This is a genomic window from Methylogaea oryzae, assembly GCF_019669985.1.
Classification (GTDB): Bacteria; Pseudomonadota; Gammaproteobacteria; order Methylococcales; family Methylococcaceae; genus Methylogaea; species Methylogaea oryzae.
The window spans coordinates 808277-832609 of record NZ_AP019782.1; the positions used below are offsets into that span (position 1 = coordinate 808277).

Consider the following 24333-nt stretch of genomic DNA (forward strand, 5'->3'; position numbering starts at 1 on the left):
TTTAACGGCTCTCCTCGCTGCGCCAGCGTTGCACTTGCACCCGCCAGGCGCCGTCCGGCGTGCGCTTGAGCACGTGGTGCAGTAAGCCTTGGTAACGGTAGGTGATGACGTTGCCGGCCTTGCCCAGCGGGGCGGCGCCGATGAGTTCGGCGCGGCTGACCACCGTGTCGGCGTTCTCCCGCCGCGCCGTCAGCAGTTTGAGGCGGTAGTGGCCGTTGCGCATGGCCATCAGGCTTTCCCAAAAACGGCGGATGGAGTCGCCGCCGTGGGAGGCACCGCCGTCCGGTGCGATCAGCATGGCGTCGCCGGTCAGCAGACTGGGGATATCGTCCGGCCGCCCCCGGGACATGGCGCTGTTCCAGCCCGCCAAGTCCGCCTCGGCGATGCGCTGGGCCGGCTCCTCTGCGTCAGCCGGCGTTGCGGCCAGTAAAGCGACGGCACAGGCGAGGCAACGAATCGGGCGGCGGTTCATGGCGTTTCTCCGGGGTATGTCATCGATCCAGTTCGGCCAGGGTTTCCGCCAGCCGGGCGGCGGAGTCGGCCAGGTCCTCCGCGGCCGCCAGGGCCACCGACGGCATGCGGGTGATTTCCAGGGTGTTGAGGATCATCTGGCCGGGCGAATTGAAATACTGCACCCACCACACCCCGGGCAGCCGGGTGAGATGGATGCGGCAGTCGCCGTAGCCCTTGGACACCAGGGACAGGCCGGCCAGGCCCAGGGTATCGCTCAGCACGGCCACGTCTTCCGGCGTCATGGGCAGCAGGGACAGGTTGACGACGCTTTCCCGGCCGGGGCTATATTTCTGCGATTTGCCGGCGATTTCCGCCAGCACCGCCGGGGCGTTCATGACGCCGGCCGGGTAGTGCTGCGGCAGGGACGGTGGCTGGCCGGCGGTGAGGCGTTCGGCCCAGTGGAGCACCGCGGCCGGCAGGGGGCCGGTTTCCAGGTAGTCCTGCACCGTGCCGTCCTCGCCCAGGGCGCGGATTTGCCACAGGCCGGCGAACACCGATTCCTCCATTTCCAGGCGCCGGCGGTCGGCGGCGATGCGTATGCCGATTTCGCCCCGGCCCAGCACTTCGCCGACGAAGCGGCGGCTGGGGGCGTCCAGCGCGGCGAGGTCCCAGCGGCCTTCCGGCTCGGCGCCGGCCATATGCCGGGCGATTTCCGCCAGCAACGTGCGTCCGCCGGCGGCGGCTTGCGGGTCGCAGCCGTGCAGGTTCGGCGCCCGGTAGGTGTGCATGCCCTGCGGCAGGGGCGGGTAGTCGCAATCCGCGGCATCGGCACAGCCGGGCAGGGGGGATTCGGCAAAGAGGGGCAGGGCGTTATTCATGGGCGGGTCGGCGGCTGGAGGAAATCGGGCAATTGCGGTTCCCGTCCGGCCAGGTCGGGAAACCAGCGGTCCAGGTCGGCGTCGCCGGCCATGGCCTGTTGCAGGGCCAGCAAGGCGTCCTGGATTTGCTGCGCCCGCTGGGCGTCGATCACTTCGCGGGCCGCGTGCATGAACACCAGCAGCCAGGCGCCGGCGGGGGGCTGGCCCACCAAACGAGTGTCGACGATGCGGGGGCCGTCGGGACCCTGGCACAGGGCGTTGTGCTCGCCGCTTTCCAGTATTTGCATGGGGATGCCGATGCACACGGCTAGCGGCTCCCGTCGAGCAAGCGGGCGTCGCCGATGCGGCAGGCCTGTTGGGCGCTGGGGCGCAGCCGTTCGTAGACGTCCATGTCCAGGGCCGCGTCGGAAGGGCTTTCGTCCCGTGGGCCGGCGGCGATGCCCAGCGATTGCAGGTAGGCGAGGATGCGCGCCATGGCCGGCTCCAGTTGTGCCTTGACCTGGGGCGTCAGGCTGCCGCCATAGTCCTCCAGCAGCACCGGCTGCACGCCGACCACGCACAGCCGGCTGGGGCCTTGGCCCATCAGCCGGCACAAGGCCAGGACTTCCTGGAAACTGACCTGGTGCAGGCTCAGCTTGCCCGAGGACAAGTACTGCGGTACCTCGTCGTCCACTGCTTGCAGCAAGCTGCCGGGCTCTTGGCGGAAGTCCACCGCGTCGGCGATCACCAGGGTATCGCAGGCCTGCACGTAGGGAATCAGGCCCAAGCCCTGGGTGCCGCCGTCCAACAGGGTGACGTTCGGCGGAAACGCGTAGCGCCGCTCCAGGGCCTGCACCACGCGCACGCCGAAGCCTTCGTCGGCCCACAGCAGATTGCCTATGCCCAGGATCAGGACGCGCATGGCCGAGTCGAAATCCGCAGCAACTTTGGTTTCCCTCCCCCTTGGGGAGAGGGCCATGACGAGCACGCTTTTGGTTGTATCGGAAACATGGCAGCCATGGCCGTCAGGGCCTGTCGTCCTTCCACACCCGCCAGCCGTCGACCATGGTGCTGGCGACGGTTTGCCGCGACAGATGCTGTTCGCGCACGGCCACGTAGATGTGGGTGAGGGTGAACACCAGCAAATACCACATGCCCAGATGGTGCAGGCTGTGCACCTGCTGGCTGCCGCCCAGGGCCGGCAGCAGCCAGCCGAAAGCCGTTGCCGCCCAGCCGCCGGCGCCTTCGCCGTAGAGGGCGAAGCCGCTGGCGATCATGAACAGGCCGCCCAACACGTAGAAGAGGAACATGGCCAAGCCCGCCAGGGGATTGTGGCCGGCGTGCTTGCGCGGCTCCTGCACCAGGAACGCATACCAAAGCAGCTCGTGCCACAGTCCGCTCCACCAACGGGGATCGTGCACGGCCGGGGCGAACAATTCGCGGGCGTAGCGGTTGCCTACTAGCGCCCAATAGGCACGGCCGATCAAGCCTATCGCCAGGATGTAGCCGGCGGAAAAATGCGCAAAGCGGATATAGCCCATGAGGAAGTGGCCGCTGGCCTCGCCGCCGCCGGCTAGCGGCGGGTGGGCGATCAGCCAGCCGGTCGCCATTAGCGCGACGATGGCGGCGGCGTTGAGCCAGTGCCACAGACGCACCGGCTTTTCGTAGACGTAAATGCGGTCGGGCAGGGATAACACGTTGGACATGGCAATACCTTCAAATTGTCGGCCGGGGTGACGCAAGGAACCCCAGCATCGGCCTGTGGTTGTGCGCTGGGGTTCGCGGACTCATCGCACCCTACGCAAACAACAGGAATGTGCCCCAGGCGCCCATCAGTCCGCCCAGGCCGCGATACAGCACGGGCACGCGCAGCAGCGACCAGCCCAGCGCGATGCCGGCGATGTGCAGCAACGCGGTGGCCGCGGCGAAACCCGCGGCATAGGCCGAAAAATCGGCCCCCGCCGCCATTTCCGCGCCATGGGCGTGGCCGTGGAACAACGCGAACAAACCCACCAGCAGGGCGGCATGGCCGATGCCCAAGCGCGCCATGCTCGCCATCAGCAGGCCCAGCAACAGCACGGAAGCGGCGATGCCGGTTTCCTCGCCCGCCAAGGGCAAACCGGCCACCGCCAAACCGGCACCCGCCGCCATCACCGCCACGAACACCAGCGGCAGCAGCCAAGCCCGGCGCGGCGCCACGGCCGCCGCCCACAGGCCGACGCCGAGCATGGCCAGCAGATGGTCGAGGCCGGCAAAGGGGTGGGTGAAGCCAGCCAGGAATCCGTCCAGCGGATGGACGCCGGTGTGGGCCAGGGCGGCGGGTGCGGCCAGCACTGCCAGGCCGGCTAGGAACGCAGTAGTCAAACGCATAAATACCTCATCTTTAGCTTGCTCGCTCCCAAGCTGGAGTTTGGGAACGGCTATCGGGATGCTCTACAGTCACTGTCATCGGTTGAGCTTGCCGTTCGGTTTCCCTCTCCCTCAGGGAGAGGGCAGGGTGAGGGGAATTAAAGGCCGTGGCTTTTTATCCCCCCCCTCACCCCAACCCTCTCCCGCTGGAGAGGGAGCCGGCAGCGCCGCCTTAGTTAGGCAGTGGCGCCCCGCGCGGGAATACAGCCAACCTATCGCACCTTCACCTGCAACAACTCCTTGCCGTCCTGGTCCATCACGTGGGTGGAGCAGGCCAGGCAGGGATCGAAGCTGTGCAGGGTGCGGAGAATTTCCAAGGGCTCTTCCGGCTTGGCCACCTGGGTGTTCATCAGCGCGGCTTCGAAAGCGCCGATATTGCCTTTCGGGTCGCGCGGCGAGCCGTTCCACGTGGTGGGCACGATGCACTGGTAGTTGTCGATCTTGCCGTCCTTGATCTTGATCCAGTGGCCCAGGGCGCCGCGCGGCGCTTCCGTGGTGCCCACGCCCTGGGCTTCCTTGGGCCAGGTGCTGGGATCCCAACGGCTCACGTTGGCGGTGGTCAAGTCGCCGGCCTTGATGTTTTTCACCAGCTTGTCCTGGAAGTGCCTCATCTGGTGGGCGCAGTACTGCGCTTCCAAGCCGCGGGCGGCGGTGCGGCCCAGGGTGGAGAACAGCGCCGTCACCGGCAGGCCCAATTCGCCCAAGAGCTGGTCCACCGGCTCCTTTATGGCCGGCATCCCCTGGGCGTAGCCGATGATGTAGCGGGCCAACGGGCCCACTTCCATGGCGTGGCCTTTCCAGCGCGGCGCCTTGATCCAGGAATACTTGGCGCTTTCGTCCAGGTTTTCGATGTGGGTCTTGGTGCCTTTGGTTTTATGGCCCAGGGCGAAGTGCGGCTCGGTGACGCCGTCGAAAGGATGCAGGCCCTGGTCGTCGTTGCTGTAGCGGTACCAGGAATGGGTGACGAATTCCTGGATTTGCGCCGGGTCCTTCAGGTCTACCTCGTGCACTTCCTTGAGGTTGCCGCCGATGATGGCGCCGCGCGGCAGGATCAAATTGCCCGCCGAGCGGTCGTTGGCCTTTTCCGGAATGTCGCCGTAGCTGAGCACGTTGGTGGCCGACAGGCCGCCGCCGTATTGCCAATCCTTGTAGAAGGAAGCGATGGCTTTCAGGTCGGGCAGATACACCTGCTCAATAAACTCAATTGTTCGGTCGATGATGGACGACACCAGATTCAACCGTTCCATGTTCACCGCGCCGCCGGCCCCGTCCACATTGATGGCGCAGGGCACGCCGCCCACCAGCCAGTTGGGGTGGGGGTTTTTGCCGCCGTAGACGGCGTGGATCTTGACGATGTCCTTCTGGAAATCCAGCGCTTCCAGGTAATGAGCCACGGCCATCAGGTTGGCTTCCGGCGGCAGCTTGTAGGCCGGGTTGCCCCAGTAGCCGTTGCTGAACGGCCCCAACTGGCCGCTTTCCACGAACTTCTTCAACCGGCTGGCGATGTCCTGGAAATAGCCGGGCGAGGAATTGGGCCAGGGCGATATGCTCTGGGCCAGGGCGGAAGTCGCCTTGGGATCGGCCTTGAGGGCGCTGACCACGTCCACCCAGTCCAGGGCGTGCAAATGGTAGAAATGCACCAAGTGGTCGTGGGCCTGCAGCGTCAACTGCATGATGTTGCGGATGCTGTTGGCGTTTTCCGGTATCTGTATGCCCAGCGCGTCTTCCACCGCCCGCACCGAGGTGAGGGCGTGGGTGCCGGTGCAGACGCCGCAGATCCTTTCGGTGAAGGCCCAGGCGTCGCGCGGATCGCGGCCCTTGAGGATGATTTCCAGGCCGCGCCACATGGTGCCGCTGGATACGGCGTTGCGGATGACGTTGTTCTCGTCGATGTTGACCTCGCAACGCAGGTGGCCTTCGATGCGGGTCACCGGGTCCACCACGATGCGTGTGCCTTCGTCGTTGAGGGTGTAGCCGTTGGGGGTTTGGATGACGGTCATGGGTTGTTCTCTTCGTTATTCATTATTATTTGTCGCCCCTTTCCGGTCCCCTCTCCTTTCGGGAGAGGGAGCCGGAAGAGTGGCGCAACTACAGCGATTTCTCCGGCTTCTTCAGCACCGAAGCCGCCGCGTGCGCCGCTATGGCCGCGCCCATGGCGCCGGCCGCCGCCAAACCCACTTGGTCGGCGTTGCTTTCCACGCCGAACAGGTTGAGGTCGGTGACGCGGTCGTAGAACGAGCCCTTGTCCCAGAAGTTTTCTTCGGAACAGCCCAGGCAGCCGTGGCCGGATTGGATGGGGTAGGAGGTGCCTTCGTTCCAGCGCACCGTGGAGCAGGCGTTGTAGGTGGTCGGTCCCTTGCAGCCGACTTTGTACAAGCAGTGGCCCTGGCGCGCCGCGTCGTCGTCCCAGTGTTCGACGAACTGGCCGGCGTCGAAGTGGGGCCGGCGGTAGCATTTGTCGTGGATGCGCTGGCCGTAGAACATCTTCGGCCGGCCCTGGGCGTCCAGTTCCGGCAGCTTGTCGAAAGTCAGCAGATAGGTGATGACGCCGGTCATCACTTCGGCGATGGGCGGGCAGCCCGGCACCTTGACGATGGGCTTGTCGGTGATGACTTTGTGGATGGGCGTGGCCTGGGTGGGATTGGGCTTGGCCGCCTGCACGCAGCCGTTGGAGGCGCAGGAGCCCCAGGCGATCACCGCCATGGCGTCCTTGGCGGCGTAGCGCAGCTGTTCCACGAAGGGCTTGCCGCCGACGATGCAGAACATGCCGTCCTCGTTGAGGGGCGGGTTGCCTTCCACCGCCAGGATGTAGCGGCCCTTGTACTTCCGGATGGTGTTTTCCAGCGCCGCTTCCGCCTGGTGGCCGGCGGCGGCCATCAGGGTGTCGTCGTAGTCCAGGGACAGCATGGACAGTACCACGTCCTTGGCCAGGGGATGGGCGGAACGGATGAAGGATTCCGAGCAGCAGGTGCATTCCAGCCCGTGCAGCCACAGCACCGGCGTGCGCGGCTTGGTTTCCATGGCATGGGCGATTTGCCCGACGAATTGCGGCCCCAAGGCCATGGCCGAGGCGGTGAGACTGCAATATTTGAGGAAACTGCGCCGGGTGATGCCCTGGCGGCGCATCACGGCATAAAAACTGTCCTGCTGGTCGCTCATTCTCCCCCCTGGGTTATTGCTGTTTTTGTCGTCGCGGCGGCCGGCTTGAACCGGTTGGTGGCGAGTGAACAAAGAACGTGCCATGCCAATTCCTTGCGGTTTATGCGGGATTGGCGGGGGAGGGCGGTGTCTGGACTGTTACAAAATGGTGTCGTTGGTCATACATGCTACAGTTGGTCTTACCCCGGAAAATCAGTGCCATACGCCTGGGCGGCTTGTTCGGGGCGCGGGGAAAGAGCGGCATCGGTGCAAACTTCTTTCCAATACCTCGCGATTTGCACTAAAGTGAATTTCCTATAAAACCTGATGGGAATAGCGATGACCTCCCTGTTGTGGCTGCAAACCGGCGCTTGCGGTGGAGACACCATGGCTTTGTTGTGCGCTGACAGCCCTTCGGTGGAGCAGTTGGCCACCGATTACGGCATCGAGTTGCTGTGGCATCCGTCCTTGTCGGCGCAACCGGCCGGGCATTTGGACCGGGTGTTGCGGCGCATATTCGACGGCGAGCTGGCGCTGGATATCCTGTGTGTCGAAGGCAGCATCATGACCGGACCCAACGGTTCCGGCATGTACGATCCCTACGGCGATCGTTCCAAAATGAGCCTGGTGCGCGAGTTGGCGGACCAAGCCGGCTTCGTCGCCGCCATGGGCACTTGCGCCGCTTTCGGCGGAGTGCACGCCGCGCCGCCCAATCCGACCGACTGTCTGGGATTGCAATACGACGGCCAAGCGCCGGGGGGGCTGTTGCCGCCGGAGTGGCGCTCCGGCCGCGGCCTGCCGGTCATCAACGTGGCCGGCTGTCCCGCCCATCCCAATGCCATGACCAAGACGCTGGCCATGCTGGCTTCCGGCCTGCCGCTGGAGTTGGACGCCCTCAACCGGCCGAAGGCGTTTTTCAGCAGCCTGGTGCACCAGGGCTGTACTCGCAACGAGTACCACGAATACGACGTGGAGGACACCGAGTTCGGCGAGCGCGGCTGCTTGTTCTTCAACCTGGGCTGTCGCGGCCCGTCCACCCTGGCGGTATGCAATACCGAGCTGTGGAACGGCAGCAACAGCAAAACCCGCGCCGGCGTGCCCTGTTTCGGTTGCACTTCGCCGGATTTCCCCCGCAGCCACGATTTGTTTCGCACGGAGAAAATCGGCGCCATTCCGCTGGATCTGCCCTTGGACGTGCAGCGCGCCGGCTACATGGCCTACAAGAGCCTGGCTCACGAAGCGGCGCCGCAACGGGTGCTGGACAAGGCCATGGAGCCCTGACATGTCGCGCCGGATCGTGAACATCGACTTGAACCGGGTGGAAGGCGACCTGGAATTCCAACTGGAGCTGGAAGGCAGCACCGTGGCGGATGCCCGCTGCATCGGCACGATGTACCGGGGGTTCGAGCAGATCATGATCGGCCGCGCGCCGAAAGACTCCCTGGTTATCACGCCGCGCATCTGCGGCATTTGCGGCACGGCGCATTTGTATGCGGCGGTGCTGGCCCTGGAGCAGATCGGCAAGATCGCGGTGCCGCCCAACGCCAGCCGCATCCGCAACCTGTGTTTGATGGCGGAGACGGTGCAAAGCGACCTGCGCCAGTCGTTTTTGTTCTTCACCGCCGATTTTTGCCACGCCCGTTACGCCGGCCACCCGCTTTATTCCCAGGCGCTGGAAGCCTTCCAACCGTTCCAGGGCTGGGCGCACCGGGGCACGCTGGAGCATTCGCGCCACATGGTCAAGATCGTCGCCATCTTCGGCGGCCAGTGGCCGCATTCGTCCTACATGTTGCCCGGCGGTGTCACGACGCCGCCTACCGCCAAGCGCATCGTCGATTGCCAAGCGGTGCTCAACCCGTTGACCCGCTGGTTCGAGGACAAAATCATCGGCGGCGATTTGGACGACTGGCTGGCGCTGGCGACGGCGGACGAGCTGTGGCGCTGGCTGGAGCGGAGCAAAGCCGCCGACGCCGCCGTCGGCTTGCTGACGCGCCTGGCGCGGTCCCTCGACTTGCACCGGCAGGCGCCGGGGACGCCCCATATGCTCAGCTACGGCGCCTATTGCGACCCGCAGCATTGGCAGGAAGACGGCCGGCAGTTATGGCGTTCCGGTTTTCTCGACGGCAACGTCGGCGAAGTGGTGCCCTTCGACCAGCAGGCCATTGCCGAACACGTGGCGTATTCCTGGTTTTTGCCGTACGCGGGCGGGCGCCATCCCTGGCAGGGACAGACCGTGCCCGACTATCAGCCCCATTCCGGCCGTTATACCTGGGCCAAGGCACCGCGGTACCGCGACCATGTGGTGCAAACCGGACCCTTGGCGGAACTGCTGGTCGACGGCGAGCCGCTGGTCAGCGCCCTGTATCGGGACGAAGGCGGCAGCACTTGGCTGCGGCAGTTCGCCCGCCTGCGGCGCACCGGTATATTGCTGGGGCAAATGCGCGAAACCCTGCGGGAATTGGCGGCAGCGCTGGACCAGCCCCATTATTTGGCGCCGCCCGACGCCTCTTTGCCCGACGGCGAAGGGTACGGCCTGGTGACCGCCGCCCGCGGCGGCTTGGGCCATTGGCTGCGGGTGGAGGACGGGGTCATCGCCCAGTATCAGGTGGTGACGCCGACGGCGTGGAACGCGTCTCCCAAGGACAGCGCCGGCCGCCACGGGCACTGGGAGCAAAGCCTGTTGGGCGTTACCCTGCAGGATCCGGACGATCCTTTGGAAATCGGCCACATCATCCGCTCTCACGACCCTTGCCTGGTGTGCACGGTGCACGTTCTGGGTTCGGATCGCCGCCTGTCCCTGCGGCCTTAGTTCTATGCCCGCCGGCCGACATATCATCTGCTTCGGCAACGCGCTGCACGGCGACGACGGTTTCGGGCCGTACGTTTACGAGCGCTTGCGGGAGCACGCCTGGCCGGACGATGTGCGTTTGTTCAATGCCGCCGTCGCCGGCCTGGATGCGTTGCCCTGGCTGGAAGACTGCCGCGTGGCGATTCTGGTGGACGCCCTGGCCGGCGGCGGCCGTCCCGGCACGGTGCGCCTGTTCCGGCCGGAACAAATCGACAGTCCGCAAGCGGATTTGTCCGGACACGCCGCCGGCGTGCCTTATTTGCTGAGGGCCGCCGCCGCCCTGCACGGCACGGCCCCGGAGATCCTGGTGGTCGGCGCCGAGGTCGAGGCGGTCACGCCTTTCGCTCCCGGATTGACGCCGGCTCTGAGGCGGGCGGCCGAGCGCGTGGCGCGGCTGATCCGGCGGCGCTTGATCGGGGTGGGGCCGTGAGGGACACCGTCAGCCGGGTGCGCGTCGAAGGCTTGGCTTTTCTGCAGGACGCCGATCCGCCCCGTTGGTCGGGACATGTGTCGTTGTTGGGGCAGGCGCGTCCGCTGCACTTGTTGATTTTCGCCACCGCCCAAGGTTACGCGGCGGTGGCCGCCGCCTGTCCCCACGAGGGTTACAACCTCGCCCAATGCCCTTTGCAAGGCGACGATACCTTGGTTTGTCCTGCTCACGGCATGCGCGTCGGCCTGCAAGCGAGGGGATTTCCGGTTGATCGGCAAGGGGAGGCGTTTTTCGTCGCGGCCTCGGCTTTGCCGTCGCCCCTATGCGAAATCGCCGAGCATTCGAACTCCGATTCGGCGGCGGGCACCATCGCGCAGCTCGACAATGAAATCGGCCAATTGACCCTGGCCAATTTCAAAAAGGAAAAGCAGATTCTCGCCATCAGCCGCACCATGGAGGCGATGCTGGAGGAGGCTGAGCGGCAGAAGCTCCAACTCAAGGACGTGGCGTCCAAACAGCAAGCCTTGGCCCGTTTCGTCAATCGGGTTATGGACGGCATGGACGATGTGCTGCTGGTGATCGACACCGAGGGGCGCATCAAGCAAGCCAACACCGCCGCCCTGCGCGAGCTGGATTTTACGGCGGAAGAATTGCTGGAATCGCCGTTCGACGATTTGCTTTCCGCCGCCGACCGGGAAAAGCTCTCGCTCCGTTTGCCGGCCCTGCCGTGGGCGGTACGATCCGTGGCGCTGGAAACCGTTCGCTTGGGTAACGGCTATGCCGCCGAGCACAGCCTGCACGGCCGGGGCGGGACGATGGCGGGGATTTATCTGCTCAAGGGCAATTTGCTCCATTCCGAGCAAGGCAAGCTGGAAGGCGCCGTTATCACCGCCAGCAATATCAGCTTGCTCAAAGATCGCGAAATGAAGCTGCGTTTGAGCGCCAAGGTATTCGAAAACAGCGGCGAAGCCATATTCATCACCGACGCCCAAGCCAATATCCTCGACGTCAACACCGCGTTTACCACCATCACGGGGTATGAAAAAGGCGAGGCCCGCGGCCGCAACGTGCGTTTTTTGAAATCGGGCCGCCACGACCACGATTTTTATGTGCGCATGTGGCAGGAGCTGGTTGCCAAGGGCAATTGGCGCGGCGAAATTTGGGATAGGCGCAAAAACGGCCAGGCTTTCCCTATCCTGCTGACCATCAACGCGCTGATGGACGACGAGGGCTTGGTGAGCCACTACGTCGCCATTTTTTCCGACATCAGCAGCCTCAAGCAAACCGAGCAGAAGCTGGAGCAGTTGGCTTATTACGATGCCCTGACATCGCTGCCCAACCGCTTTCTGTTCAAGGACCGTTTGGAACACGAATGCCTGCTGGCGCAGCGCAATCACACCCGCCTGGCGGTGTTCTTCATCGATCTGGACCGTTTCAAGAACGTTAACGATACCCTCGGCCATTGGGCCGGCGACCGCTTGCTGCAGGAGGTGGCGGGGCGGATCAAGGTCTGCGTGCGCCAGTCCGACACGGTGGCGCGCTTGGGCGGCGACGAGTTCACCGTCATTCTGTCGGGCATCGAGGAGGCCGGCGACGCGGCGGATGTCGCGCAAAAAATCATTCGTGCCTTGGAAGTGCCGTTGGACATCAATCGCCAGCAAATCTACATCAGCGCCAGCATCGGCATCGCCCTGGCGCCGGAAGACGGCACCGATTTCACCACGCTGACCAAACACGCCGATGCCGCCATGTACGCCGCCAAGGCGAAAGGCAAGGGCACGTTCCAATATTTCGAAGCGCACATGAACGTCGAGGCGCAGCGGCGCATCGAGTTGGAAACCAAGCTGCGCCGCGCTTTGGAAAACGGGGAGTTCGTGCTGTGTTATCAGCCGAAAGCCGATGTCGGCTTGTCGGGCATCACCGGAGCCGAGGCCTTGGTGCGCTGGCGGCATCCCGCCGACGGCATGATCGCGCCGGATCGGTTCATTCCCGTCGCGGAGGAAACCGGGCTGATTTATCCCTTGGGCAACTGGATACTGCGTACCGCCTTTTTACAGGCCAAGGCCTGGGCCGCGCGCTTTCCGGGATTCCGCCTGGCGATCAATCTGTCGGCCCGGCAGTTGTTGGCGGACGAATTTATCGCCGACCTGGCCGACATTCTGCGGGAAACCGGCGTATCGCCCCAATCCATCGAGCTGGAAATCACCGAAAGCCTGGTCATGCACGACATCGATACGGCGACGCGACGCTTGCGGTCCATCACCGCACAGGGCATCCGCATCGCCATGGACGATTTCGGCACCGGATATTCGTCGTTGTCTTATTTGCAGAAGCTTCCCATCGACATCCTCAAGATCGACCGTTCCTTCATCCAGGAATACACCGGTCCGCAGGATGTGGAGCGCGCCGCGCTGATCAAGGCGATCATCGCCATGGGGCGCAGCCTCAATATGCGGGTGGTGGCGGAAGGCGTGGAAACGGCGCAGCAGTTGGAGCTATTGAGCCGCCATGCGTGCGACGAAATCCAAGGGTATCTGCTGTCGCCGGCCATCTCGGCGGAGCAACTGGAATGCTACTGCGCGGATTTCCCGCAGCGGTCCAAGGCCGTGTCTTAAAAGCCGGGGCGTTGCCTTAGGGCATGCCCGCCAGTGCGTCCCACGACTCGACGGTGGCATTTGCCAGTAACCGCTCGGTAAACGCCAGCGCCGCCTCGTAATGGCGGCGGGCTTGCGGCGAAACCTCCTCGCCCAGCTCAAACCTCTCTCCCCGTATGCAAAGCACGTAAGCCGGCGGCGGCGGGCGATGCAGGACTTGCTCGAATACCGGCAGCAGCGCTTCCGGCGGCAGGGCGTGGGTGCTGTGGCCGATGGCCTGGGGTTGGGGACGGTAGAAATTGAAGGGCGCCGGCGTGCCGTGGCCGGCGTCGATGAACAGCACCAGCTGCCGCTCGGCCATGTCCAGCACGTTTTCCACTTGCAGCTGGAAATCTTCGATCAGCTCGTAGCGGTCGGAGGCGGCGCCCGCTTCCAGGCGGCGGGCGATTTCCCGCAGCAGCAAGGGGCCTAAGGCATCGTCGCCGCGGCTTTCGTTGCCGACGGCGAAGATGAGACAAGGAGCGTGGGGCATGGCGGGTGGGCGGTCCCGGCTTTCGAGAAGGCTGATATTTTCCGCCTGGCGGCGGTCGGTTCCTGAGCGGGTTACAAGCCGCGCGACAGTTCGTGTACCTGTTGGCCGGCGGCATCCACCAGTTCCACCTTGAGCGGCATTTTGCCCAGGGCGTGGGTGGCGCAGGACAGGCAGGGATCGAAAGCGCGGATCGCCACTTCGATGTGGTTGAGCAAGCCTTCGGTGATTTCGTGGCCGTGCAGATAGCGCTTGGCCACGTGGCGGATGGCTTCGTTCATGGCCTGGTTGTTGTTGGTGGTGGAAACGATCAGGTTGCACATGGTGACCAGGTCGTCATCGTCCACCCGGTAGTGGTGGAACAGGGTGCCGCGCGGCGCTTCGATGACGCCGATGCCTTCCCGCTTGCGTTCGCCGGTGGCCATGAGCTCGGTGCCGAGGATGTCGTCGTCGTGCAGCAGTTCCTTGATGCCTTCCACGGCGTGGAGCATTTCGATCATGCGCGTCCAGTGGAAGGCGAGGGAGGCGTGGATCGGGCTGCCGCCGGCGTAGTCCATGAAATCGCGCCGTTCGTGGTCGGCGAAAGCGGTGGGGATGCTGTCGCAGTTTTGCACGCGGGCCAGCGGCCCCACTTTGTACCAGCCGTCTTCCTTGCCCAGCGCTTTGATGAAGGGGAACTTCATGTAGCTCCAAGGACGCACTTCTTCTTCGATGGTCTGGTAGTAGTTGTTGCAGTCCACCCCGTCGAAAATCAGCTTGCCGTCGGCGTCGCGGGCGCGCAGCTTGCCGTCGTACAAATCCATGGCGCCTTCGTGGCCGACGATGGACAGCATGTTGGAACGGCATAGCCCGAAGCTGTTGTAGAGGGCGGGGTTGGCGTCGTGCAGTTTTTTCACCAGGTGCACCGCGTCGCGGCTCCAGGCGATCATGGTGTAAACGTCTTTCAGCAGCTCGTCGCGCTCGGCGACGGTCAGGGATTTGTTGACGCCGCCGGGGATGGCGCCGGTGCCGTGGATGCGCTTGCCGGCGGTCATGCGGATCACTTCCTGGCCGAACTTGCGCAGCAGCACGCCCTGCTTGGCGGTTTCCGGGTGGGCTTCCGCCACGCCGACGATGTTGCGCTTGGCCACGTCCGAGTCGAAGCCGAACAGCAAATCCGGCGAGCACAGGTGGAAGAAGTGCAGGGCGTGGGATTGCATGATCTGGCCGAAGTGCATCAGCCGGCGGATTTTTTCCGCGGTGGGCGTCAGGTGGTGGGCGCCGACGATGGGGTCCATGGCCTTGGAGGCCGCCAGGTGGTGGGACACCGGGCAGATGCCGCACAAACGCTGCACCATCACCGGCACCTCCCAGTAGGGGCGGCCCTGGATGAAGCGTTCGAAGCCGCGGAATTCCACGATGTGCAAGCGCACCTGGTGGATTTTGTTGTCCTCGTCCAGCAGCAGGGTGACCTTGCCGTGGCCTTCCACCCGAGAAACGGGGTCGATGGCGACGCGGCGCAGGGTTTCGGGGTGTTCGGCGGTTTCCAGGTGGTAAGTCATGGCAGTGGTCCGACTAATACGTTAACGGGTAGGAGCGGGTTTTCCCGCGATGCTTAGACTGGTCGCGGGCAAGGCCTGCTCCTACAGGGAATTTAAAGGGAAACCTCAGTCATAGTGCAGCAGTTCGTGGGGCAGGTTGGGTTCCTTGCCGGCCAGAAGGTCCGTCAGCACTTTCCAAATGGTGTCGCCGGAGGGCGGGCAGCCGGGCATGAAGTAATCGACCTTTACCACTTCGTGGATGGGGTGCACCTTGTCCAGCGGCAGGGGTAATTCCGGGTCGTTGGGAATCAGGCCGTTATGCAGGCCGGGGCTGGTGTGGTAGACCTCTTCCAGGATCATGGGCAGCGACAACGGGTTTCTTTGCGCCGGCAGGCCGCCGTTGATGGCGCAGGCGCCCACGGCGATGAGGATGTCGCACTGCTGGCGGAATTCCCGCAGCACGTGGACGTTTTCCGCGTTGCACAAACCGCCTTCGATGAGGCCGATGTCGCACTTGCCGGCATGCTTGATGTCGGTGAGGGGCGAGCGGTCGAATTCCACCAGTTCCACCAGGTCGAACAGCCGTTCGTCGATGTCCAGGAAGGACATATGGCAGCCGAAACAGCCGGCCAGGGAGGTGGTGGCGACTTTGAGCTTTTTCTTTTCCGGTGCGTTCACGTCAGTCCTCCTTGGCGGGCAGGCGGGAATCGACGTAATCGGCCGCCGGTTTCTTGTCGAACGTCCGCTGGCCGATGGGCACGGCGAAGCCGACCCGCTTTTTCAGGATCACCCCCACGGGGCATACCTTAGCGGCCATGTCGTCGGCGGAGAAGTCCGTGTCGGCCAGGCGATGGGAGGCGGCGTTGACCGTGAGGTGGGTGCCGATGCCGCGTCCGCCCAGGGCGAACACGTTCTTGCCGTCCACGTCGCGGCTGGCGCGTACGCACAGCGAGCAGAGGATGCAGCGGTTGAACTCCAGCAAATAGTCCGGGTGCGAGGCGTCCACCGGCCGGTTGGGGAAAAAGTGGTCGTAGTGGGGCGTCAGCATGTGCAGCTGGTAGGCAGTGGCCTGCAGCTGGCAGTCGCCGCTCTTCTCGCAGGAGGGGCAGAAATGGTTGCCTTCCACGAACAGCATTTGCGTCAAGGAGCGCCGCTCGTCGTTCAGCTCCTGGGTATCGCTTTCCACCGTCATGCCGGCTTCGGCGCGGCGGGTGCAGGAAGCGGTTTGCCGGCCGTCGATTTTCACCGTGCACAGCTTGCAGGAGCCGCTGGGCGGGAACTCCGGATGGTGGCACAGATGCGGAATGTAAGCGCCGGCGTCCAGGGCCGCCTGGATGACGGTTTGGCCGTCCTCGAAAGGAATTTCCTTGCCGTCCAGAGTGAAGGTTTTGCTCATGGGGTTTCTCCGGTGGCTTCTTCCTTGAAGTGGGCGCCGCTGTCGTCGCGGCCGGTCATGCGCCGCGCCGGTCCCAAGGCCCAGTCCAGGTTGAAGGCGGGGGTGAAGTCTTTATGCTGCAAGCGTTTTTCGTAAGCCGCCGGGAACTTGGCGATGGTGTCCAACACCGGGTTGCAGGCGGTGTGGCCCAGGCCGCAGTGGCTCATGGACAACAGCAGCTGGTTGAGCTTTTTGATTTCCTCGAAGTCGTAGGGCGAGCCGTGGCCGTTGTGCAGCTTGTCCATCAGGTTGCTCTGCAGGGACGTTCCGACCCGGCAGGGCGTGCAGAAGCCGCAACTTTCGTGGGCGAAGAAATGGGCGAAGTTGCGCGCCACTTCGAACATGTCCCGGCTCTGGTCGAACACCATGAAGGCGCCGGCGGTGGGGATGTCCTCGAAAGCGATGCGCCGGCCGAATTCGGCGGAGGAAATGCACACCCCGGAAGGTCCGCTCACCTGGGCAGCCTGGGTATCCCGCGCGCCGCAATCTTCCAGCACCTGGGCCACCGTCACGCCGAAGGGGTATTCGTAAATGCCGGGCCGCTCGCAATCGCCGGATACCGACAGCAGCTTGGTGCCGGCGGATTTTTCCGTGCCGATGGCTTGGTACCAGGCGCCGCCGTGCAGGGCGATCAAGGTGGTGGCGGCGAAAGTCTCCACGTTGTTGACCACCGTCGGCTGCTGCAAATAGCCGTGGGTGACGGGGAAAGGCGGGCGGTTGCGCGGGTTGCCGCGCTTGCCTTCCAGGGATTCGATCAGGGCCGACTCCTCGCCGCAGATGTAGGCGCCGGCGCCCAGGTGGATTTCGATGTCGAAATCGAAGCCGGCTTTGCCGAGGATGCCGCTGCCCAGCAGATTGGCGTTGCGGCGGCGCTGCAGGATTTCGTTGAGCGGATCCAGCAGATAGCGGTACTCGCCGCGCAAATACAGCATGCCCAGCTTGGCGCCGATGGCGTAGCCGCACAGGGTCATGCCTTCGAATACCTTGTCGGCATAGGAGGTGAGCAGCACCCGATCCTTGAAAGTGCCGGGCTCGCCTTCGTCGGCGTTACACACCACGTAATGGGCTTCGCCCGGGGCGTTGCGGCAGGCTTCCCACTTCAGGCCGGTGGTGAAGCCGGCGCCGCCGCGGCCGCGCAGGTTGGAGGCTTTGACCTCTTCCACCAGCGCTTCGGGGGGCTTGCTCAGGGCCGCGCGCAGGGCCTCGCCCGGTTGCAGCTCGCTGCCCAGCAGCTTGTCCTTGCGGCGGATGTTGTCTTCCACCTGGAAAAATTCGGCCGGCCATTGGGCCAGCGGCGTTTGGTTCTTCACCAGCTCGGCGATGGCGTCCACTCGTTCCGCCGTCAGGCGGGTGGCGGCGCGGTTGTTGACCAGCAGCGCCGGCCCCTGGTCGCACATGCCGGTGCAGGAGGTGGTGTCCACGCTCACCAAGCCGTCTTCGGAAACCTTGCCGCGCTCGATCCACAACTGGCGGCACAACCGCTCCAGCAAGTCCATATTGCCCAGCATGCGGTCGGTGATGTTGTCGGAGAACAGGATGCGGTAGCGGCCTACCGGCTCCAGGTAGAAAAACGAGTAGAAGGTTGCCGTGCTTTCGATTTGGGCGCGGGTGATGCCTAGCTTGGCCGCCAGATGGTCGATGGCGTCGGCGTGGATATGGCCGAAATGCTCCTGCGTTTCGCGCAGTATCTGCATCAGCTTGGTGGGATTGTGCCCGTAACGCTCAAGGATCGGGTCGATGTATTCGCTGTGCATAGGCGTCCTTATTTGGGTCGGCTGGACAAACGAGGGAAAACGCCGGTTCTTCCGGCTTCCGGCCGCCTGATCGGACCGGCGGCTCGATGCCTGGCGGGATGATAAACCCGGCGGCGGCGTGTTTCCAAATGAAGGTTAGGTTACCGGGCGATTGTTTGCCAGACGGATTGCGACAGGATCGGCTCGGCGATGCGTTAGGCGAGCAACTCGCCGATGTGCGCGGCGGCGCTGGCGCCGAGCGCGTCCAGGTCGTAGCCGCCTTCCAGCACCGAGACGATGCGGCCGCCGGCGTGTTCGGCGGCGACGGCTTTGATGGCGCGGGTGATCCAGACGTAGTCGTCCTCCACCCATTCCAACATGGCCATGTCGTCGTCGCGGTGGGCGTCGAAACCGGCGGAAACCAACAGCAATTGCGGTTGGAAGCGTCGCAGCGCCGGCAGCCAGCAGCGCTCCACCGCGGCGCGGAAGACGGTTCCGTCGCTGTGGGCCGCCAGCGGCACGTTGATGATGTGGTCGTTGCCCGAGTCCGCGCCTTTGTTCGGATAAAACGGGTGCTGGAAAGTGGAGCAGAGCATGACGCGGGGGTCGTTGCGGAAGATGTCTTCCGTGCCGTTGCCGTGGTGTACATCGAAATCGACGACGGCGACCCTTTGCAGGCCGTGGCGGGCCAGGGCGTGGGCCGCGCCCACCGCCACGTTGTCGAAAAAGCAAAAGCCCATGGCGACGGCGTGTTCGGCATGGTGGCCGGGCGGGCGAACGCTGCAAAAGGCGTTGTCCACCTCGCCGGCCATCACCATATCCACCGCCAGGACCACGGCGCCGGCGGCCCGCAGCGCGGCTGGCCAGGTGTGGGGATTCATGGCGGTGTCCGGATCCAGGTATGCCAGTCCTTCCTCGGGAGCCGAGGCTTCCACGCGGTCGATGTAGCCGGCGTCGTGCACCCGTTGCAATTGCTCGCGCGTGGCCAAGGGCGCTTCATAGCGCCGAACCAGCCGATCCAGGCCCGCGGCCTGCAAGCCCGCCATGACGGCGTCCAAGCGTTCGGGACACTCGGGGTGCGCCGCGCCCATGGCGTGGAGCCGGCAGTCGGGATGGCTGATGAACGCGGTGGTCATGGGCGCGGGGAAAATTCAGCGAATGGTGGCGGCTAGTCTAGAATCTGTCACAATCCAACGCTAGAGTTAGGGCCGCCGCCCCTCGCCGCTCGCGGTAGCCGCGACGTTCAGTGATAGAGCTTCGGAAGAATGAGTCAACACTACCTAAGCATGTTGTTTTCGCCCAAGTCGGTGGCCGTCTTCGGGGCTAGCGGCCGACCCGAGGCGGTGGGCGGCATCATCTTCCGGAATCTCTTGGCGGGGTTTCAGGGGGAAGTGTACGGCATCAATCCCAAGCGGCCGGAAATCGACGGCCGCTCCACTTACGCGTCCATCGATGAAATCGGCCGGCCAGTTGAGTTGGCGGTCATCGCCACCCCGGCCGAGTCCGTCGCCGCCGTCATCGAAAGCTGCGGCAAATGCGGCGTGAAAGCGGCGGTGGTGCTGTCCGCCGGCTTCAGCGAAACCGGCCCCAAGGGCGCGGCGCTGCAAAAAGCCGTGGTCGATACCGCCAAGCTGTTCGGCGTGCGCCTGCTCGGCCCCAACTGTCTGGGCATCATGCGCCCCGGCACCGGACTCAACGCCACTTTCTACCGGGGCGATGCGCGGCCGGGCAATCTGGCCCTCGTGTCCCAGTCGGGCGCGTTGTGCGCCGCCATCCTGGATTGGGCCCACGCGGCGGGAGTCGGGTTTTCCAGCGTAGTGTCGGTGGGCACCTCGGCCGACATCGACTTCGGCGAAATTCTCGATTACCTGGTGTCCGATCCCAAGACGGACAGCATCCTGCTCTATGTCGAAGGCATCCGCGATTCGCGCAGCTTCGTGTCGGCCTTGCGCGCCGCCTCGCGGGTCAAACCGGTCATCGGCGTCAAGGTGGGACGCCATTTGGCCGGCTCCAAAGCGGCCGTGTCCCACACCGGCGCCCTGGTGGGCGCGGACGACGTGTTCGATGCGGCCTTGCGGCGCGCGGGCGTGGTGCGGGTGAAGACCATCGCGCAAATGTTCACGGCGGCGCAGGCCTTGGCTTACCGCCACCGGCCCGCCGGCAACCGCCTGGCCATCATCACCAACGGCGGCGGTCCCGGCGCCATGGCGGCCGACCAGGTGGCGGATCTGGGCATTCCCTTGGCGGAGTTCGCGCCGGAAACCTTGGCCAAGCTGGACGGCTTCCTGCCTTCCACCTGGTCCCACGGCAATCCGGCCGACATCATCGGCGACGCGCCGCCGGAGCGTTACCGCCAGGCGGTGGACGCCTGCATGGCGGACCCCAATGTGGACGGCGTGCTGGTGATCCTTACGCCGCAGGCCATGACCCAGCCACTGGCGGTGGCCGAAGCGGTGGTGTCCGTGGCCGCCCAGCACCCCAAGCCGCTGCTCGCCTGCTGGATGGGCGACGCGCAGATTCGCGACGGCCGGCAAGCCTTCGCCCTAGCGGGCATACCCACCTTCCGCACGCCGGAGCCGGCGGTGGACGCGTTTTCCTACATCGCCGCTTACCACCAGAACCAGAAACTGCTGTTGCAAACGCCGGGGCCTTTGTCCCAGCGGATCGAGCCCGACGTGGAAGGCGCCCGCATGCTGATCGAATCGGCGCTGGCCGATCGCCGCCACGTGCTTAACGAAGTGGAGTCCAAGGCGTTGCTGTCGGCCTTCCACATACCCGTGGCTCACACCATGATCGCCCGCAGCCCCAACGAGGCGCTGTTGCTGGCGGAGCAGTTCGGTTTTCCCGTGGCGCTCAAGGTCAATTCGCCGGACATCACCCATAAAACCGATGCGGGCGGCGTCAAGCTGGGCCTGGACAACGCCCATGCCGTGCGCGCGGGCTACAACGACATGCTGGCGGAGGTCAGGAAAAACCGCCCCAATGCGCGCATCGACGGCATCGCCGTGGAACCCATGATCCGCAAGCCCAACGGCCGGGAGTTGATGATCGGCGTGACCAACGACCCGATTTTCGGCCCGATCATCACTTTCGGCGCCGGCGGCATCATGGTGGAGGTGATGGGGGATCGGGCCGTGGCTTTGCCGCCGCTCAACGCTTATTTGGCGCGCAGCCTCATCGACCGTACCCGCGTGGCCAAACTGTTGGGCCAATTCCGCCATATGCCGCCGGTGGACCGCGAGGCATTGGAAAACGTCTTGCTGCGCGTGTCGGAAATGGTTTGCGAGCTGCCTTGGCTCAAGGAAATGGACATCAACCCGCTGATCGTCGACGAGCACGGCGCGCTGGCGGTGGATGCCCGCGTGGTGGTCGATTATGTGTCCGCCTCCAGCGTGCCCTACGACCACATGGCGATTCATCCTTATCCCTCCCATCTCATCAGCCAGTGGCAGTTGCCCGACGGCACCGATGTGACCATCCGCCCCATTCGTCCGGAAGACGCCGATTTGGAGCAGGAGTTCGTGCGCGGCTTGTCCGAGGAAGCCAAGTTTTTCCGTTTCCTCAGCGCCTTGCAGGAGCTGTCGCCGGCCATGCTGGCCCGTTTCACCCAGATCGATTACGACCGGGAAATGGCCCTGATCGCGGTCACGGTGCAGAACGGCAAGGAGCTGGAGCTGGGGGTGTGCCGCTACGCCATCAATCCCGACGGCGAGACTTGCGAATTCGCCTTGGTGGTCAGCGACGCCTGGCAGGGCAGGGGGATCGGTTCGCGGCTGATGGGCGGCTTGATCGGTGCGGCGCGCGCGCGCGGATTGAGGCTGATGGAGGGCGAGGTGCTCGCCAGCAACAAGAATATGCTGAAGTTGATGGACATCCTGGGGTTCAATGTTACCGTCAGTAGCGACGATCCCAATATCCGGCGCGCAGCGAAAATGTTGAAAAGCTGAAGCGGTGCTTGACCGCAACGGCGGAAAAGTCGGTAACAATAGCGCACGGCTCGCGCCGTGGGCGCATGGGTTTAAACGGCCGGTTAATAACAACTAAGGGTTTCCCAATAAGGGGGTAGAAAGTATGTTGCATGCATCCGCATCGGTGGTTATCGCGTGGTTGATGGGGGCCGCCGGGGGCGCTTACGTCCTTTGGCAGCTTAAGCAGGTGCTTAGCTGCGAGCAGGGCAACGACACCATGCGCGAGATTTCCGCGGCCATCCAGGAAGGCGCATCGGCGTTTTTGGGCCGCGAATACCGCATCCTGGCGGTATTCGTCGCCATCGTTGCGGTCATCATGACCATATTCCTGCAATGGCAAAGCGCCCTGTGTTTCGTCGTGGGCGCGGTGGCGTCCGCGGGCGCCGGCTATCTGGGCATGTACGTGGCGGTGCGCGCCAACGTGCGTACCGCGGCGGCGGCCAGCCACGGCCTGCACGAGGGCCTGAGGGTCGCCTTCGGCAGCGGCGCCATCATGGGCATGTCGGTGGTCAGCTTCAGCTTGCTGGGCATGACCACGCTGTACCTGGTGTTCAGCGGCAATGCCAACCAACTGGTCTACGTGACGGGGTTCGGCTTCGGCGCCAGCAGCATCGCGCTGTTCGCCCGCGTCGGCGGCGGCATCTACACCAAGGCGGCCGACGTGGGCGCCGACTTGGTGGGCAAGGTGGAGCAGGGCATTCCCGAGGACGATCCGCGCAACCCGGCGGTTATCGCCGACAACGTCGGCGATAACGTGGGCGACGTGGCCGGCATGGGCGCCGACCTGTTCGAGAGCTACAGCGGCTCCATCATCGCCGCCGCCACCCTGGGCGCCGCCTTCGGCGGCGACGCGGCCGGCGCCTTCATCGGCCTGCCGTTCCTGGTGGCCGCCGTGGGCGTGCTGTCGTCCCTGTTCGGCATCTACATCGTCATCGGCGAGGAATGGGACCAAGGCATCAACACCTTCATCGGCAAGCTGCCGGCCGCTATCGGCGGCGTGGCTGCCCAAGGCTTCAAGTTCATCAAGAGCCATTTGGCGCAGATCGACGAAAACGCTTCCTTGGCCGAGCTTTTGGCCACCCTACGCCGCTCGGTGTGGGGCGCTTCCGTGGCGGTGCTGGGCTTGTCCCTGCTGGCGGTGCTGCTGGCCGGCGTCAGCATTTACTACTGGCTGGTGATTCTGGCGGGCCTGATCGCCGGCAACGCCATCGCCTATGTCACCGAGTACTACACTTCCTACACGGAAAAACCGACCCAGGGCATCTCCGAGGCGACGCAAACCGGTGCCGCCACCACCATCATCCAGGGCTTGGCCGTGGGCATGATGAGCACCGTGTTGCCGGTATTGATCGTCGCCGTGGCGATCCTCATCAGCATTTGGTTGGGCATGAAGGCGGACGGCACCATCGCCGCCGGCTTGTATGCCGTGGCCTTGTCCGGGGTGGGCATGTTGAGCACCCTGGGCGTGACTCTGGCGACCGACGCTTATGGCCCGGTGGCGGACAACGCCGGCGGCATTGCCGAAATGAGCCATCTGCCCCATGAAGTGCGGTTGCGCACCGACGCCCTGGACAGCCTGGGCAACACCACCGCCGCCACCGGCAAGGGCTTCGCCATCGGTTCGGCGGTGTTGACCGCGCTGGCCTTGTTGGCCGCCTATGTGGCCGCCGCCAAGGTGGAAAACCTGAACGTGCTCAGTCCGACCATGCTGCCGGGCGTGCTGATCGGCGCCATGCTGCCCTATCTGTTCTCCGCCCTGACCATGATGGCGGTGGGCCGAGCCGCCCACCAGATCGTGCTGGAAGTGCGCCGCCAGTTCCGGGAAATTCCCGGCCTGATGGAAGGCACCGGCAAGCCCGATTACAAGGCTTGCGTCGGCATCAGCACGGAAAGCGCCTTGCACCAGATGATCCTGCCCGGCGCCTTGGCCGTGGTGGTGCCCCTGGTGGTCGGTTTCGTGCTGGGCAAGGAAGCGTTGGCGGGCCTGTTGATCGGCGCCACCGCCTCCGGCTTCCTGTTGGCGGTGATGATGGCCAACGCCGGCGGCGCTTGGGACAACGCCAAGAAGTGGATCGAAACCGGCGAATACGGCGGCAAGGGCTCCGATGCCCACAAAGCCGCCGTGGTGGGCGACACCGTCGGCGATCCATTCAAGGACACCAGCGGCCCGGCCTTGAACATCTTGATTAAACTGATGAGCATCGTCAGCCTGGTATTCGCTTCCGCCTTCGGCAGCGGTTGGCTGAGCTTCTAGTCAGTCGTGTCGAACCGCCCGCCCCGCGCCGTCGGGGCGGGTTTCGCGCCCAAGTCCGACCGTTGGGCCATCGCGCCCAGCGACTATCGGGGACACCGGTCGGCAGCGTAGTTACCCCGAAGAATTTGCAGACACCCCGTCCGGGGCGCCTATCCGTACTCGAGT

The 24333-nt window shown here is 64.6% G+C and carries 20 protein-coding genes; 6 read left to right on the plus strand and 14 right to left on the minus strand.

The window, feature by feature from the left end; translation table 11 throughout:
- Window position 1: 1 nt before the first annotated feature.
- From K5607_RS04000 to K5607_RS04035, 8 genes are all read right to left on the minus strand, one after another.
- Window positions 2–472: a YybH family protein gene (locus K5607_RS04000; protein ID WP_054775056.1), complete on the minus strand. Its 471-nt coding sequence runs from the start codon at window positions 470–472 to the stop codon at window positions 2–4.
- 19 nt (window positions 473–491) lie between these two features.
- Window positions 492–1331: a hydrogenase expression/formation protein gene (locus K5607_RS04005; protein WP_221048274.1), complete on the minus strand. Its 840-nt coding sequence runs from the start codon at window positions 1329–1331 to the stop codon at window positions 492–494.
- Window positions 1328–1636 carry a HypC/HybG/HupF family hydrogenase formation chaperone gene (locus K5607_RS04010; RefSeq protein ID WP_221048275.1) on the minus strand — a complete coding sequence of 103 codons (309 nt, stop codon included), beginning with the start codon at window positions 1634–1636 and terminating at the stop codon, window positions 1328–1330. The genes K5607_RS04005 and K5607_RS04010 overlap by 4 nt, the downstream gene beginning before the upstream one ends.
- A 2-nt stretch (window positions 1637–1638) precedes the next feature.
- Window positions 1639–2232, minus strand: coding sequence for a HyaD/HybD family hydrogenase maturation endopeptidase (locus K5607_RS04015; protein ID WP_221048276.1), 594 nt, complete (start codon window positions 2230–2232; stop codon window positions 1639–1641).
- A gap of 103 nt (window positions 2233–2335) precedes the next feature.
- Entirely contained in the window at window positions 2336–3016 is a 681-nt protein-coding gene (gene cybH / locus K5607_RS04020) for a Ni/Fe-hydrogenase, b-type cytochrome subunit (RefSeq protein WP_054774753.1), read from the minus strand.
- A 91-nt stretch (window positions 3017–3107) separates the two neighbouring features.
- Entirely contained in the window at window positions 3108–3680 is a 573-nt protein-coding gene (locus K5607_RS04025) for a HupE/UreJ family protein (RefSeq protein WP_221048277.1), read from the minus strand.
- A 251-nt stretch (window positions 3681–3931) separates the two neighbouring features.
- Window positions 3932–5719 (minus strand): nickel-dependent hydrogenase large subunit, encoded by a 1788-nt coding sequence (locus tag K5607_RS04030; RefSeq protein WP_221048278.1) that lies wholly within the window; start codon window positions 5717–5719, stop codon window positions 3932–3934.
- An 88-nt stretch (window positions 5720–5807) separates the two neighbouring features.
- Window positions 5808–6878, minus strand: coding sequence for a hydrogenase small subunit (locus K5607_RS04035; protein ID WP_221048279.1), 1071 nt, complete (start codon window positions 6876–6878; stop codon window positions 5808–5810).
- Between the two features lie 318 nt (window positions 6879–7196).
- Here K5607_RS04035 and K5607_RS04040 point away from each other — a divergent pair, with 318 nt between their 5' ends.
- Genes K5607_RS04040 through K5607_RS04055 form a run of 4 tightly spaced genes read left to right on the plus strand, consistent with a single transcriptional unit; the run spans window position 7197 to window position 12750 of the window.
- Entirely contained in the window at window positions 7197–8138 is a 942-nt protein-coding gene (locus K5607_RS04040) for an NADH-quinone oxidoreductase subunit B family protein (RefSeq protein ID WP_054774049.1), read from the plus strand.
- 1 nt (window position 8139) lies between these two features.
- Entirely contained in the window at window positions 8140–9666 is a 1527-nt protein-coding gene (locus K5607_RS04045) for a nickel-dependent hydrogenase large subunit (RefSeq protein WP_221048280.1), read from the plus strand.
- A gap of 4 nt (window positions 9667–9670) precedes the next feature.
- Window positions 9671–10135 carry a hydrogenase maturation protease gene (locus K5607_RS04050; protein ID WP_221048281.1) on the plus strand — a complete coding sequence of 155 codons (465 nt, stop codon included), beginning with the start codon at window positions 9671–9673 and terminating at the stop codon, window positions 10133–10135.
- Complete coding sequence (locus K5607_RS04055) at window positions 10132–12750, plus strand: putative bifunctional diguanylate cyclase/phosphodiesterase (protein ID WP_221048282.1); 2619 nt, start codon at window positions 10132–10134, stop codon at window positions 12748–12750. The genes K5607_RS04050 and K5607_RS04055 overlap by 4 nt, the downstream gene beginning before the upstream one ends.
- 16 nt (window positions 12751–12766) lie before the next feature.
- Here K5607_RS04055 and K5607_RS04060 read toward each other — a convergent pair whose 3' ends face one another.
- From K5607_RS04060 to K5607_RS04085, 6 genes are all read right to left on the minus strand, one after another.
- Window positions 12767–13261 (minus strand): hydrogenase maturation protease, encoded by a 495-nt coding sequence (locus K5607_RS04060; RefSeq protein ID WP_054773432.1) that lies wholly within the window; start codon window positions 13259–13261, stop codon window positions 12767–12769.
- A 71-nt stretch (window positions 13262–13332) separates the two neighbouring features.
- A complete protein-coding gene (locus K5607_RS04065; RefSeq protein ID WP_221048283.1) occupies window positions 13333–14799 on the minus strand; it encodes a Ni/Fe hydrogenase subunit alpha in 1467 nt (488 codons plus the stop codon).
- A gap of 105 nt (window positions 14800–14904) precedes the next feature.
- On the minus strand, window positions 14905–15456 hold the full coding sequence (locus K5607_RS04070; protein WP_281427736.1) for an NADH-quinone oxidoreductase subunit B family protein: 552 nt from the start codon (window positions 15454–15456) through the stop codon (window positions 14905–14907).
- A gap of 1 nt (window position 15457) precedes the next feature.
- The gene (locus K5607_RS04075; protein ID WP_054773433.1) at window positions 15458–16174 is read right to left on the minus strand and encodes a 2Fe-2S iron-sulfur cluster-binding protein; all 717 of its coding nucleotides are present in this window, start codon (window positions 16172–16174) and stop codon (window positions 15458–15460) included.
- A complete protein-coding gene (locus tag K5607_RS04080; RefSeq protein ID WP_221048284.1) occupies window positions 16171–17967 on the minus strand; it encodes an NAD(P)H-dependent oxidoreductase subunit E in 1797 nt (598 codons plus the stop codon). The genes K5607_RS04075 and K5607_RS04080 overlap by 4 nt, the downstream gene beginning before the upstream one ends.
- Window positions 17968–18161: 194 nt before the next feature.
- Window positions 18162–19082, minus strand: coding sequence for a histone deacetylase family protein (locus tag K5607_RS04085; protein WP_054773434.1), 921 nt, complete (start codon window positions 19080–19082; stop codon window positions 18162–18164).
- A 129-nt stretch (window positions 19083–19211) separates the two neighbouring features.
- Here K5607_RS04085 and K5607_RS04090 point away from each other — a divergent pair, with 129 nt between their 5' ends.
- Both K5607_RS04090 and K5607_RS04095 read left to right on the plus strand, forming a co-directional pair.
- Window positions 19212–21893 (plus strand): bifunctional acetate--CoA ligase family protein/GNAT family N-acetyltransferase, encoded by a 2682-nt coding sequence (locus K5607_RS04090; protein WP_221048285.1) that lies wholly within the window; start codon window positions 19212–19214, stop codon window positions 21891–21893.
- Window positions 21894–22017: 124 nt separating this feature from the next.
- The gene (locus tag K5607_RS04095; RefSeq protein ID WP_221048286.1) at window positions 22018–24168 is read left to right on the plus strand and encodes a sodium-translocating pyrophosphatase; all 2151 of its coding nucleotides are present in this window, start codon (window positions 22018–22020) and stop codon (window positions 24166–24168) included.
- The last annotated feature ends 165 nt before the right edge of the window (window positions 24169–24333 follow it).

Coding starts and splice junctions, on each gene's coding strand:
- K5607_RS04085 (WP_054773434.1), bottom strand. CDS start 19,082: ATGACCACCGCGTTCATCAGCCATCCCGACTGCCGGCTCCACGCCATG.
- K5607_RS04080 (WP_221048284.1), bottom strand. CDS start 17,967: ATGCACAGCGAATACATCGACCCGATCCTTGAGCGTTACGGGCACAAT.
- K5607_RS04045 (WP_221048280.1), top strand. CDS start 8,140: ATGTCGCGCCGGATCGTGAACATCGACTTGAACCGGGTGGAAGGCGAC.
- K5607_RS04025 (WP_221048277.1), bottom strand. CDS start 3,680: ATGCGTTTGACTACTGCGTTCCTAGCCGGCCTGGCAGTGCTGGCCGCA.
- K5607_RS04050 (WP_221048281.1), top strand. CDS start 9,671: ATGCCCGCCGGCCGACATATCATCTGCTTCGGCAACGCGCTGCACGGC.
- K5607_RS04090 (WP_221048285.1), top strand. CDS start 19,212: ATGAGTCAACACTACCTAAGCATGTTGTTTTCGCCCAAGTCGGTGGCC.
- K5607_RS04075 (WP_054773433.1), bottom strand. CDS start 16,174: ATGAGCAAAACCTTCACTCTGGACGGCAAGGAAATTCCTTTCGAGGAC.
- K5607_RS04040 (WP_054774049.1), top strand. CDS start 7,197: ATGACCTCCCTGTTGTGGCTGCAAACCGGCGCTTGCGGTGGAGACACC.
- K5607_RS04000 (WP_054775056.1), bottom strand. CDS start 472: ATGAACCGCCGCCCGATTCGTTGCCTCGCCTGTGCCGTCGCTTTACTG.
- K5607_RS04015 (WP_221048276.1), bottom strand. CDS start 2,232: ATGCGCGTCCTGATCCTGGGCATAGGCAATCTGCTGTGGGCCGACGAA.
- K5607_RS04030 (WP_221048278.1), bottom strand. CDS start 5,719: ATGACCGTCATCCAAACCCCCAACGGCTACACCCTCAACGACGAAGGC.
- K5607_RS04060 (WP_054773432.1), bottom strand. CDS start 13,261: ATGCCCCACGCTCCTTGTCTCATCTTCGCCGTCGGCAACGAAAGCCGC.
- K5607_RS04095 (WP_221048286.1), top strand. CDS start 22,018: ATGTTGCATGCATCCGCATCGGTGGTTATCGCGTGGTTGATGGGGGCC.
- cybH (WP_054774753.1), bottom strand. CDS start 3,016: ATGTCCAACGTGTTATCCCTGCCCGACCGCATTTACGTCTACGAAAAG.
- K5607_RS04035 (WP_221048279.1), bottom strand. CDS start 6,878: ATGAGCGACCAGCAGGACAGTTTTTATGCCGTGATGCGCCGCCAGGGC.
- K5607_RS04005 (WP_221048274.1), bottom strand. CDS start 1,331: ATGAATAACGCCCTGCCCCTCTTTGCCGAATCCCCCCTGCCCGGCTGT.
- K5607_RS04065 (WP_221048283.1), bottom strand. CDS start 14,799: ATGACTTACCACCTGGAAACCGCCGAACACCCCGAAACCCTGCGCCGC.